This window comes from Paenibacillus senegalensis JC66 (assembly GCF_000285515.1).
Lineage (GTDB): Bacteria > Bacillota > Bacilli > Paenibacillales > NBRC-103111 > Paenibacillus_L > Paenibacillus_L senegalensis.
In genome coordinates this window covers 343,233-355,866 of the sequence record NZ_HE610959.1, presented here as the reverse complement: position 1 = coordinate 355,866, position 12,634 = coordinate 343,233, and the positions used below count along the sequence as shown (strand labels likewise).

The following is a 12,634-nucleotide window of genomic DNA, read 5'->3' as shown; positions in this document are numbered from 1 at the left end:
GTAGTAAGGCTGTAGTGAAGCAAGCAAGGAATTGGAGGAAATGACATTAACATGGATATCGTAGAGATAAATTTGGCAGCGAAAACCGGACAGCTAGCAGACTGTGAAGACCGTTACTGTGTTACGGAGCATTATGCCTGCGTCATTGACGGAGCAACCGACGTATCAGGCAAACGATACGACGGCCGGACTTCCGGTCAGGTTATTGCTTCTCTATTGGAGGAAGGAGTGCGCCTGCTTCCCCCGGAAGCAGCCTTGGAAGAAGCGGTTCGCCGTTTGAACGAAGGAGTGCTGCAAGCCTATAAGCAGAGGGGCATATACGAATCGGTTACGGAAAATGCTCATTCTCTTCCGTCTGCAGCAATGGTAATTTTTAGCCGTCATCTCCGCCAGGTATGGATGATTGGTGACTGCCAATGTATGCTGGATGGACTGCTGTATACGAATGAGAAGGACGTTGATAACGTAACGGCGCAGGCAAGAGCTTTATTTTTAGAGGCTGAGCTAATGCGTGGGAAAACGATAGAGCAGCTTATGGAGAATGACACGGGATTTGCTGCAATCCTGCCTTTTTTACAAGCCCAGTATGAGCTGCAGAATGCGAAGTCGGATTCGGAGTTCTCTTATATCGGAATGACGGGGTTTCCCTTTGATTTGGATCAGGTTAAGGTAGTGAATGTGCCTCAGCATGTCCGCAGCCTTGTGTTGGCTTCAGATGGCTATCCCCGCTTGAGAGATAGTTTGGAAGAAAGTGAAGCGGAATTGCGGTTTATTTTGGATCATGATCCGCTCTGCTTTAGGGAGTACAAACTGGCCAAGGGCGTCAAGAAAGGCTGCGTTTCCTTCGATGACCGGACCTATATCAAGCTAGAGCTGTGACTTTGCCGTTTATCCGAACAGCAGCAGGAACCTTCTGCGAAACATCCCGTAATATAGGGTAACTACATAAGCATGGTTTTCAGGAAGGAGGCTGCATGGGATGTTCGAGTTTTCTCCTTCTCCCTTTGGAGGATCCGGGTCTTTTCAGTTTATGTTTACGCTGGTCCCGATTATAATTGTGATTGGTTTCGCGCTGGTTATATTCGGATTAGTTAAGAATGGGGCGCGTTACTTGCGGAATTCCACATCACCTGTTGAATCGCATTACGCCACTGTAATTGCAAAAAGAATGGATGTCCGGCATTACTCGCATCATCATGGGGAAACTTCGCATCCTCATTCAAGTTCCAGGACGTTCTACTACATTACATTGGAATTTTCAAATGGCGAACGGCGCGAATATTTGGACAAGAAACAATTGTACGGTCTTCTGATAGAAGGCGATCGAGGCTATGCGGAGGTTCAAGGAGATTGGATTGTTAGCTTTACAAGACAGTAGGAAGGCGAAGCGTTGATTGGACCGTTGCATCTTTTCCCTTTTTAGGGTATTATTTAATTATAATTATTCTAAACAGATAACCACTCTCAATTAGAAACTGCGCGATTTGTCCGGCAGTCTCTGCTGCAGGACGGCAGGCAAGAAGGTAAGAAAGGTGGTTTGGCAATCATGGTTCATATCGATGAAGAAATGGACAAAATCAATCGCCATATGATGGAGAAGGGATATAAGCTGACTACTCAGCGCAAAGCTACTGTTAGGGTGCTCTTGGAGAATGAACGAGATCATCTTAGTGCTGAAGATGTGTACATGCGTCTTAAAGATACTTATCCGGGCATTGGGCTTGCAACCGTCTACCGGACGTTGGAGCTGCTTAACGAGCTTCACATTGTGGAGAAGATGAATTTCGGTGACGGTGTGGCCCGCTTTGATCTGCGTCATGACGATCATGAGCATATGCATCATCATCTCATTTGTAACGAGTGCGGAGCGGTGGAAGAGATTAAGGATGATTGGCTGCTAGTTCTGGAGCAAAAGCTGGAGCGGGAGTATGGCTTCAAGGTATTGGATCACCGTCTTGATTTCATGGGCCATTATTCCGATTGTAAAAAGGGACATTGCACCCGTGAGAAAGCTACCGTCACCATGTCATAATATTCAGTAAAGCCCAGAGAATTGATCATCGATCATAAGCTCTGGGCTTGTTTGTAGCCAATCCAATCTATTCCTCGCGCGGCAGGTTCAATTTCTGAATCCGGTTCATGCCGGAGTCCATGATTTTTATTTTCAGGGTTATGTTTGCAATAGAATCCTTGGAGAGAAGGAAGCGGCCTTCATCGTGAAGCTGTTTCCACTTAGCATAATCTTTCCGGTATAGGACGTGCTCCAGACTATAGATGTCAATTCCTTTCTCCAGGGCAGTTAGGAATGTATCCCGGATCTCTTGTTCAATTGTTTGTTGTGCTAATTCGGTTAATTCGGCCATAGAGGCATTAGTTAGCAGCTCACCAACGCTCCCCTTGTACTCCAGATCAAAGCTAAACTTTGGCAATTCTGTTTCTGCATGTTCAACTGGACGTATGTTCCTCTTTATTTTGCTAGTAGAAATAACGGCAATCGTTCTGCCGTCTTTTTCAAGCTGCAGGGGGGCCCGGACCATCCTCTCTTCCAGCCAGCGCAGCCCTTTGATATCGCCGCGTTTCATCTCCCCTACAAATTCCAGATTATCAACCGCATAGATCCCGCTGAGAGCAAGTTTCTTGTCGGGCTTTTCATTTTCCCGCCATTGCGATTTGTTAACGTAAATGGAAGGAAGCAGAACCGTTAGGCCGGGTTCTCTCACTTGGGATACGAAATTAACCAGCTGTATGGGTGCAATCGTAGATCTTTGTCTGTACAGCTCGTTGGGCTCGTTCAATATGGTAGCTAGAGTGGTTAGATTAAAAAATCCGCCGGTGGTGAAAATATCAGGCAAAGAGCTATCCGTACCGAATACCCATGGAGTGTGACGAATTTCTTTAAACCGGAACAAGGTGTCTGCAGCATTCGTCATACCCCTGTCCAGAAAGTTTTTAGTAAAAATGATCGTACTTACATGACTGAATGAAGTTTGCTGCTGTGCGGTCCGAAACAGATCGTTAACGGCAAGATTAAGGGAATCGCCGACTCCTTTTCCAACATACATATTGGGGGTGGTGTTTGTTTTGTCCTTCTCCTGCTTAGCTACCGAGCTGAAATCGAGCATTTGTGCGTAAACGACATATTGGCCATCGCTAAAGTCCAGACCGAGCGATGTTACATAATTGACTGACTGCAGATCCTTAATATCCCAGCAGGAAGGGAGGAGGAGCAGGGATAATAGACAGGCGAGAAGCCGTGCAGTCTTCATGAAGGCCCCTCCTTTTGCGAGGTGGAATCAATCGTTCGCAGCATTTCCGCTCTTTTTTTGTTTTTGTCGCCAGGCAGCATAGAGAGCCCGGAGATTAGATCCCTGAACGATAGTGGAGAAAAGGGAGCTAAATATGGAAGGCCGAAGGATTCCAGACGCGACAAATAGATGACGACAGTGAGCACCCCGAGATAAAATCCGTACATGCCGAGAAAGGAGGAGCAGATCAGGATGAACAGCCTGACCACACTGACGGTTCCGCCGAGTGACTGATTGACCAAAGTGAAGGTAGCCACCGCGGTAATGGCTGCAACGAATAAAATCGTGGGAGATGTAATCCCCGCCCGGATGGCAGCATCCCCTACAATGAGCCCTCCGACAACCGCTATCGTTTCTCCAACTGCTTTCGGGAGGCGGACCCCTGCTTCACGGAAGAGCTCGAATAAGCCGAGCATGATGAAAGCCTCCATAGGTCCCGATAACGGCAGGCCAATTCTGGAATTGCTAATGGTAGCCAGCAATTGGAAAGGCAGCTGATCGATATCGAATGACGTGAGGGCAACCCACAATCCGGGTGCCAGAATGGATACGGAAAAACCGATAAAACGGAGCAGCCGCTGCAGGGCGACATAATAAAAAGGAGAGTGGAGATCCTCCGGAGATTTCAGCAGGGCTGACAGATTAATCGGGGCTATGATCGCCATAGGGGATCCTTCAATGAGAATAATAAACCGTCCGCGAAGCAGGCTTGCTGCGGCAAAGTCTGGCCGGCCTATATAATCGAACAGCGGAAAAAGCGAGTGCGAATAATCAGACAAGGCCTCCTCCATTTGTTCATTGCTGAGCAAGCCGTCAATATCGATTTTGTTTATTCTCCGCCGGGCTTCCTCAATAACTTCCGGTCTTGCAATATCGTACATGTAAAGAAGTGAAACTTTCGTCTGACTTCTTCTTCCAATACGGAACTGTTCATTGTGCAGCGATGTTGTCTTTAGACGTTTGCGGATTAATGCCACATTGATTGCCAATTCTTCAGTGAAGCCGTCCCGCGGTCCTTTAATCGACACTTCGGTATTGGACTCCTCCGGTTCCCTGCCGGGAATGTCGGCCACGTCAATTGAGAACAATTGCTGCTGATGTTCCAGTATGACAATCATATTCCCCTCGAACAATTGATGAAGCAAATCGTCGCCATTTTGAATTTTATTAAGCTGGATCAAAGGATTTTTCTTGAGCTTGAGTGGTTGGCTGGGCGTCACATCGTTCAGCATAAGCTCCAGGTTCGGAAGAACAAACTCCCCGATCCGCTTTATATCTGTCAATCCATCGCAATATATCATGATCGTTTTCAGCGATTGATCTGGTCCGTAGTATCGGGTGTGCACCGAAATATCTGCGCTCTTGCCGAACATGACATGGACCGTCTCTTCGTTCCATTGTCTGGGCACCCAATCTGTATGAGTGTGATCAATAGGCGTCTCTCGGTGCATTTGCTTGCGTAAATAGTTGAATAGCTTCAAGAAGCTTCCCTCCCTTTCCGGAAAGAGTGGATTAGAACAAGGCATGCCAGGATGAAGGAAAGAGCCAGCATGACGGTAAGAGTAACAGGGTAATAGAAGTTTGCTATCCAATTGACATAGGTCATATCACTGATTGGCAGCATGATGATACCAATTAAAAAAAAGTGAGAAGGAGCAGACTGACAAGCTTGCTTTTCCGGTTTTTGGGCCGGATGAGGTCAAGTATAATAAACAGCGCCAGCCCGATCCGAATCAAGGCCCCGGACAGCCATTGATACAATGCGAAGAAGTCTACATGGGCAATGTACTTGCCGACGACAACAAGCCTCCATTGTTCAAAGGCCGGGTATCTTTGGTTGGCGGCTTCTATAGGGCCGTAAGTGGCTATTGCCCCCATTAAGGGGCCGAGAGTTAGTCCGGTAATGATAAAAGCCAGTATGAGCCAGTGAATCATCCTCATTGGCCTTGATATGCTGTGGTTAATAAACAGAACAAGGATCAATTCAATGAAACCGCCGCCCGCGTATAGCATGGTGTGCATGACTGGCCCGGCACCTTCTGCAAGTACGGGCAGCAGACGGGAATAATCCTTGTACAAAAAGTTGGCGGACATAACAAAATAACCCAATAGCCACACCACTGGCAGCAATATACCGGCCGTAATGGCTAATGATTGCAGCCCGGACCCGGCGATAAAGATGCAGATTAGAATCAAGCCGAGCGCGATGACGATGTCCGGGGTATACGGCAAATAAGTAATGGCTACCCAGGTTGTCGTTTCTTTAATGGTAATAGCCGCGATCGACAGCATATAAATTGCAACAAGTCCAACAAAGAAATAGGCCAGCCAACGGGAATAATGGCTTTTGAGCCATTCGTACATAGATTGTTTGCCAATTTTTTTGGATATATAAAACGGGATAATCAGCCAGACGTTGAGGATAAGGTAAGTAAGCAGCACACTGAGCCACGAATCACGAAGACCGGCCTGCAGCAGCATAGGGATGATGGTCACGTGATTAGAGAAGCCGACGGCAGTGATTATTAGAAACAGGGTTTGGAGTATGGTGATTTCTTTCGCGTTATTCATGACGTTGCTCCCCCCTCCGGCACTGCGCCAATATTTTCATATTGTGAGCCGAAAGCCCGGAATTCATGCATCCCTAAGCATGCCCGGAAGACACGTCGTAAAAAGAACAAAAAAAAGGACATAAAAAAGAACCGCTTGTAGTAAGAACAAACGGTTCTCTGAAATGCAGTCTTTTCGCGCCGCGAGCGGCTCCCAGCGCGCGGTGTTTCGCTGCGTGACGGAGGTCGATCGGCCACATGATGAGACATCCCCATCTTGATCAATATTCAATCAGTAATACTGCGCGTGTAGTATTCGATAATGTCCTTTCGTCGGATGATGCCCAGAAATACTCCTTGATCGTCAACCACAGGTACGAAGTTCTGGTCGGCAGCAAGAGTAAGCATGTCTTCCATATCGGCATTAATATTGACGCATTCGTTATGCACATGCCTTTGGATGTCGCTTACGGGGACATCTCGCAGTCCGTCAAAAGACAACCCGGGCGTATTTTTCAATTTCCAGAGCAGGTCTCCTTCGGAAAGGGTGCCCACATATTTTCCGTCGGAATCAATGATAGGAATGGCTGAGTAGGAGTGCTGCTCCAACTGTTCCATGGCCTCCAGCATGGAAAGTGATGTCGTAATATAGGAAACCTGATCCTTAGGAAATAAAAAAGCGGATACTTCCATATAGGCGATCTCTCCTTTGATTTAATCAGTTCGCGAGGTTTAGTTCTTTTATTAAACCATATTTACGATCTTTTGGCTAAACATGATGCATGATTTTCAGCTGATTTTGTTCATCATATCGCTTTAAAAGTTTTGTAAGCCGCCGGTCATGAGAAGGAATTTCCAACAGGGATTGCAAATAAGAAAAACATTTGCTATGCTGATCTTAATGATAACGATTATCATTATCACAGAAAACCCGGTTAGCATTTGTTTCGATAATCAGCCATTAGCATCAGCTATGAGCCATTAGCCATTAGCATGAGCTATGGCTATGAAAGTCTCAAGGATGTAAGCAAAAATGCGTCTCAAGGATGTCTCAAGGATGTAAGCAAAAACGCTTTCTAATAATAGGTGTCATCCATTTACAGGAAGCATAAGGAGAGAGCAACCCGTATGGAAACAAAGGAAATTAAGGATGTAACGATTATTGGCGGGGGTCCCGCAGGTATGTTTGCAGCATTTTACAGCGGGCTGCGGGGAATGTCCACCAAAGTAATCGAGTTTCAACCTGTACTCGGCGGAAAGGTTCATGTATACCCGGAAAAGCTTATCTGGGACGTCGGGGGACTAACCCCGATTACGGGAGCGCAATTGATTGAGCAGATTGTCGCTCAAGGGATGACGTTTGATCCGGAGGTCGTGTTAGGAGAAAAAGTCGTATCGATCACCAAGGACGATGAGGGTACGTTCATACTCCATACTCTATCCGGCGCGCTTCACTATTCCAGAACCGTCATCCTGGCTGTTGGCGGTGGTATTCTCAGACCGATCAAGCTGGATATTGAAGGGGCGGAGAGATTTGAAGTTTCCAATCTCCACTATACAGTGAAATCTCTGGAACGTTTTCGCGGGAAAACGGTGCTGATTTCAGGGGGCGGCAATGCCGCCATCGATTGGGCAACAGAATTGGAGCCCCTGGCAGCTAAAATCTACTTAACCTACCGCAAGGATAAATTGAAAGGCCACGAGGCTGTCATTCATAAATTGATGGCCAGTTCCGTGGAATGCCTGTTCAACACCACGATAGAGAAGCTGATTGCTGCCCCTAATCATGAGACAATCGACAGAGTTGAGCTGAAGGCTGAGGATGGCACTCCGATTCAGCTAACCGTGGATGATGTCATAATTAATCATGGATATGAAAGAGATAAAGAATTGATTCATAATAGTCCGTTAAATATTGAAATGGCTAACGAATACTATGTGGCCGGCACACCGATGAGTGAGACATCCGTTCCCGGGCTGTTTGCTGCCGGCGATGTGCTCCACCATGAAGGAAAGCTTCATCTAATCGCAGGCGCTTTCCAGGACGCAGCCAACGCTGTGAATAAGGCAAAGCTCTTCATTGAGCCGGAAGCTACAGCTTATGGCCGTGTATCTTCCCACAATGAAGTGTTTGATGAAAGAAACCGTGAGCTGCGCAAACAAATGTATAGCACAGCTCAAGGCGCGGTATAAGCGATTACTTATTCCCAAGTTGTATACTGCGGGAAAGTCCGCGACGTGCGCCGCGGGACAATCCGCGCGATGTGCCCAGCGTGATGTCTGTTCTTCAGACATTGATGCAAGGTGCCCTGCGCTAACGCTCGCCCTCGCTCTTATTCAGACGAAAAAGCAGGGATTAAATTTCTAACGCTCATCCTCGCTCTTATTTGTGACAATTGGCGCTGAAAACCGCGATCTGAGCAAAATAAGTGGCAAGCGTTACAATTTTTAACCGCCTGATTTTACTAAATAAGGACCACCGCGAGCGTTAGAATTCGCAGCAGGCTGCTCACTGGCTCTTTGGCTTCTTTGACTTCTTTTAAAGCCAGATTAAGAAGCTTAATTCGTTAATGGTATAGTGTTCAATGGCGGACCCGGTATGAGGTGATTTCACTGATTGGTGACTTATTACCGGCACTGCTGAAAACATAAATATCACAGAAAAAGAGCCGTGAGCCACCCTTCATCATAAGCTCACCATTTACTGAAGCCGTTTTGCCATGAGTAATGATGTGCTGAATAAGCAATTCCTCGATACCGGCCGGCCATACCTGCTTATAGTTATCCAGCACTGATTGTTTCCCAAGCAAGCTGTGACTTCCTGCCAGTTTCCAAATCATTTGGTCAGAAAAAAAGGCAGTATTTATGGCTTGGATATTGTGAGCGGAGAATGCTGAAGTCAGTTCAAGCAGAAGCTCCTGCCGTGGAGAGTTGCCGCAGTTTGTCGGGGCAGTCATCCGCGGCTTTTGGAATGAAACACCATCACTGTATACTGTATTCTTCATTAGAGCAGCCTCCTTTAAGGTCCGATTTTCACCATCACATACACGCGAACTCCCAGCGTGTGGTGCTCTTTCTCACAGGGGTCGGTCGATGTGGGATTGAACTGTTAAACTGGGAAAAACACAGGCAAACAGTAGAAGCAGGCGATCAGTAGAAGCAGTTACAGCTGTTAGAAGCAGGCGATCAGTAGAAGCAATCACAGCTGTTAGAAGCATGTCAACTCTTGCCTACCTGGTTAGGGGGCCAACTGAAAAGCCTCAGCCAACAGCGTATATGAACGGTGACGACTGCTTCGTTCAGTCAACATATTCAGCACCATAATTTCATCGACTTCGGCTTCATGAGCCAGTGTCTGCAGCTTTTCTACGACCTGCTCAATGGATCCAATTACGAATCTTCCTTCGTTTTCACGGCGGACGCTCTCTTCGTGAGATGTGTACACATGCGCTGCGGCTTCTTCTAAAGTAGGCGGAGCCAAGTGGAATGTTCCGCTTCCCCAACGGGCCCATTGCAGCTCCGCCGGCCCTGCTAAATACCGGGCTTCCTCTTCAGTTTCTGCCGCAATGACAACCAAGGACAGGATGCCTTTCGGTTCCTGCAAATATGCAGAAGGGCGAAAATATTGGCGGTAAGCGCGTAGCATAGGGATTGCCAAGTGGGGAGTGATGTGCGCCGCGAATGCAAAGCCAAGCCCGTGCTTAGCGGCAAACTGCATTCCCCCGTCGCTCGAGCCCAGCAGATAAAGAGCAGGTATTAAATCTGCGGAAGGGGATGGCGTGATGTTCCTGAACGGATGAGTCTCTGCAAAAGAGCGGGAAAAATAAGACAGCAGTTCATCCAGCTGCTCGGGAAAATCGTAGGTTGTCACAGCTTCCCGCGACCTGCGCAAGGCAAGAGCTGTTAGTCCGTCGGTGCCAGGTGCACGCCCTATCCCGAGATCAATTCGTCCCGGATGGAGAGCTTCAAGCAGGGAGAAATTCTCGGCGACTTTCAGCGGACTGTGATTCGGCAGCATAATGCCCCCTGATCCAATCCGGATTCGGCCCGTTAATGCAGCAGCGTGGGCGCTTAACAATTCGGGGGAGGTGCTCATCTGGTATTTGGTGTTATGATGTTCCGCAAACCAGTAGCGGGTATACCCCAGGCGATCAGCTAACTGTACCAGCTCCGTCGAATGCTGCAGCGTTTGATGAGGGGAATCTCCGTCGTAAATGGTGGCCAGATCTAGAATGGAAAGCTTCAGTCGGCTGGATGAGCGGCTGCTTCTTGTTTGCTCGATCATAGCAATCATCCTTTGTTAAAGTTTAGGTTGCTAATTAATTGCTTGCAGTAAAAGTCTTTATTCGAATAGGAATGCTATTCGGGTGTGATGTTTTTGACCATCTGCTGAAGCAGACGGCGAAGAAGCATTCTTTCTTCCAGCACAATCCCCTCCAGCAGTTTGTCCTGCTGCTTTTTCCACATTTGTTGAATAGGCTGCCGCAAGCTTCGTCCTTCTTCTGTCAAATAAACCCGGGTTATTCTGCCATCTTGGGCATCTTTTTTGCGATATACGAGGCCGTATTCTTCCAGCTTCTTTATCATATTCGTAACGGTAGGCGGTTCACAGCCAAGCCGTTCACTAAGCTCGAGCTGAGTAATTCCTTCCTCCAGCCACAATTGACATAAGGCGTGATCCTGGCCTACATGAATATTATATTGCCGCAGCGCTCCGGCATAATTGCGGCGGCTCTGCGCGCTCAGCTTCACCAGCAGCTCGCGAATCTCGTTATCAATCAATCTGCAGCCCCCTCTAAATTCCTCATTCATTCATATTCTTCACGTATGGTTAGATTTGGCTAAAATAGCTCAGTTCATCTAAGTCTGACAAAAGCCGATATATCATCTAAATAGTTAGTACCCTAATCATATCTCCTGGTTGCTCTTGCGTCAAGGGGATGGCTTGGAGAGACGCAGGGATGATGGAACCGGATCGGTGAAAAATCCCAGTATTTACAAGCCTACAAGCTGGGAATAAAAAGGACTTATAAAGATAATTTAGATTATTGCGGACGAAAGAGCACTATGGTACCTTAGTACAGGATTGAGATTATTATCCAGAATGTTTTCGCAATTAGTTTTTCGCGGGTTCGTTAAGCAAAGAGAGCTGATGAAGTCTTGTCCAGAATAATATCTTGCGTGGACGGCTAATTATTCTGAACCATTGATCCTAGCGGATTCGTTATTGAGGTGATAGATTTTATATTACGAGATAAGCATGCATATTTTATCGAGAATGGTTCACGATTGTCGATACATAGTCACCAGATTTATAGGTATAGGTACTAAATATATAAGCACTAGATATATAGGCACTATATATAAGCATCAGATATATAAGCACTAGATATATAAGCCCCATATATAAGCCCCGTATATAAGTCCTAGATATATAGCCGCTAGATATATAGCCAGTAAATATATAGATATCAGATCATAGGAACTAGATACAATGACACTTTTAAAAATAGAAAAGATTACAAGCAGGAGGAATGTATGGATAAGTACCGTTTATATGGCAAATGGCTATCATGTTGGATAGCATCTGTATTATTTCTTACTCTTTTTTTTCCTTCTAGCGGGAGAGCTATGGACATCCCGTTTTATCAAGGATTGGCAGGTAATCATGAAATAGATTGGCAGGTTGTGAGGGAATATAGGTCAGCGCATGGCGGAAGTATCGATAAGGATATTAGCTCGTGGATTTCAGCAGACCGTAACAGTGCCTTTTCCTTACATATAGACGGTGAGCTCTTTTCCTTGGAAAATTTACAAGACCCGGGGGAACAAGAAGAATCAGGGAATCCGGAAGATGCGGAAGAGCCAAGCAAGCCGGACGTGGCCACCGATATTAGGTTAGATCCTGTCTATTTTTCCCCGAATGATGATGGAGAAAAGGATACAACCGATATCCGATTTAGAATCAACGAGCCCACCGAATACTTTTCTCTGGATGTCTACACTCTCGAAGGCATGAATTGGGCAGGGACGATTGTAGAATTTCATTCGGGTATGAGCATAGGAGGCTATACTATTAGAGAATGGGATGGAACCGTAACAGATCTCGATGAAATTAAACTTTTGCCGGAAGGCCCCTATGTTATCATCCCTTTTTATGGAACTGTTGATAACTTAAGACCAATTATTAACCAGCAATCGCCCTTTGTAGTCGATGTTAGTGCCCCGGATTCCCAATTGGACCGTCCTCCAATTATGGTTGATGAGGATGCTGTAACGATAAGCGGCCGAATTATCTGTGACCTGCTGATTGAGGTGCTGGGCGATTATTCAGCCGTTGAAGTCTACGGGCAGTATGAAGATAACGGGCCTGTCCGGGTAGATGGAAGTATTAATAATGAAGATGGCCGGTTTTTTATTAAAGCTCCTATCCTGTCAAGCATTAATAGATTCGAAATTTTCGCAGCCGATGCCGCCGGCAACGGGACGTTGGCTCCGGCATTTATTTTTGATTTCAGTAAAGGGAAAGCGAATCTGTGGGAACGGATCTCGGAAGCACATACATTGCTTGCTGACACCCGCGAGGGAAATGACCCCGGTCAGTACCCTGCGGCAAGCCGAGCTGCTTTAGCTGCTGCAATAGATGATGCTGAGGCTGTAGCGTATAATAGTTCCACAGACGAAGCGGAGGTTGCGCGGGCGGAGAGCGAGCTGGCGTCAGCGCTGGCGGAGTATGCCGCTGCGAAGGTGCCGGAGGCGGAAAAGGCGGGGCTGCTCGAG

General features: G+C 46.9%; 12 protein-coding genes. 5 read left to right on the top strand and 7 right to left on the bottom strand.

Annotated features, from left to right (window positions below; genetic code table 11):
- Nucleotides 1-51: 51 nt before the first annotated feature.
- The 3 genes from PSHG_RS27655 (at nt 52) to fur (ending at nt 2,032) form a co-directional block, all read left to right on the top strand.
- Nucleotides 52-879 (top strand): hypothetical protein, encoded by an 828-nt coding sequence (locus tag PSHG_RS27655; RefSeq protein ID WP_010273670.1) that lies wholly within the window; start codon nt 52-54, stop codon nt 877-879.
- A gap of 100 nt (nt 880-979) precedes the next feature.
- On the top strand, nt 980-1,378 hold the full coding sequence (locus PSHG_RS13630) for a DUF2500 domain-containing protein (protein WP_010273668.1): 399 nt from the start codon (nt 980-982) through the stop codon (nt 1,376-1,378).
- 168 nt (nt 1,379-1,546) lie between these two features.
- Entirely contained in the window at nt 1,547-2,032 is a 486-nt protein-coding gene (fur, locus tag PSHG_RS13625; protein ID WP_010273667.1) for a ferric iron uptake transcriptional regulator, read from the top strand.
- Nucleotides 2,033-2,099: 67 nt separating this feature from the next.
- On the opposite strand, the gene PSHG_RS13620 is transcribed toward fur, so the two are convergent.
- The 4 genes from PSHG_RS13620 to PSHG_RS13605 all read right to left on the bottom strand — a co-directional run bounded on the left by PSHG_RS13620 (nt 2,100) and on the right by PSHG_RS13605 (nt 6,547).
- The gene (locus PSHG_RS13620) at nt 2,100-3,266 is read right to left on the bottom strand and encodes a Ger(x)C family spore germination protein (RefSeq protein ID WP_010273665.1); all 1,167 of its coding nucleotides are present in this window, start codon (nt 3,264-3,266) and stop codon (nt 2,100-2,102) included.
- Nucleotides 3,263-4,786, bottom strand: a complete 1,524-nt coding sequence (locus PSHG_RS13615; protein WP_010273661.1) for a spore germination protein — start codon at nt 4,784-4,786, stop codon at nt 3,263-3,265. The genes PSHG_RS13620 and PSHG_RS13615 overlap by 4 nt, the downstream gene beginning before the upstream one ends.
- A gap of 154 nt (nt 4,787-4,940) precedes the next feature.
- Complete coding sequence (locus PSHG_RS27650; RefSeq protein ID WP_010273659.1) at nt 4,941-5,876, bottom strand: endospore germination permease; 936 nt, start codon at nt 5,874-5,876, stop codon at nt 4,941-4,943.
- Between the two features lie 266 nt (nt 5,877-6,142).
- On the bottom strand, nt 6,143-6,547 hold the full coding sequence (locus tag PSHG_RS13605; RefSeq protein WP_010273657.1) for a CBS domain-containing protein: 405 nt from the start codon (nt 6,545-6,547) through the stop codon (nt 6,143-6,145).
- A gap of 435 nt (nt 6,548-6,982) precedes the next feature.
- Here PSHG_RS13605 and PSHG_RS13600 point away from each other — a divergent pair, with 435 nt between their 5' ends.
- Nucleotides 6,983-8,047 (top strand): NAD(P)/FAD-dependent oxidoreductase, encoded by a 1,065-nt coding sequence (locus PSHG_RS13600; protein ID WP_010273656.1) that lies wholly within the window; start codon nt 6,983-6,985, stop codon nt 8,045-8,047.
- 389 nt (nt 8,048-8,436) lie between these two features.
- On the opposite strand, the gene PSHG_RS27645 is transcribed toward PSHG_RS13600, so the two are convergent.
- From PSHG_RS27645 to PSHG_RS13585, 3 genes are all read right to left on the bottom strand, one after another.
- Entirely contained in the window at nt 8,437-8,859 is a 423-nt protein-coding gene (locus PSHG_RS27645; RefSeq protein WP_010273655.1) for a Cif family virulence factor, read from the bottom strand.
- Between the two features lie 233 nt (nt 8,860-9,092).
- Nucleotides 9,093-10,139: an LLM class flavin-dependent oxidoreductase gene (locus tag PSHG_RS13590; RefSeq protein WP_010273654.1), complete on the bottom strand. Its 1,047-nt coding sequence runs from the start codon at nt 10,137-10,139 to the stop codon at nt 9,093-9,095.
- A 74-nt stretch (nt 10,140-10,213) separates the two neighbouring features.
- Nucleotides 10,214-10,636, bottom strand: coding sequence for a MarR family winged helix-turn-helix transcriptional regulator (locus PSHG_RS13585; RefSeq protein WP_010273652.1), 423 nt, complete (start codon nt 10,634-10,636; stop codon nt 10,214-10,216).
- Between the two features lie 849 nt (nt 10,637-11,485).
- On the opposite strand from PSHG_RS13585, the gene PSHG_RS30885 reads away from it, so the two are divergent.
- Nucleotides 11,486-12,634, top strand: a 1,149-nt coding sequence (locus PSHG_RS30885) for a hypothetical protein (RefSeq protein WP_162137287.1), incomplete at its 3' end; no start/stop codon positions are given.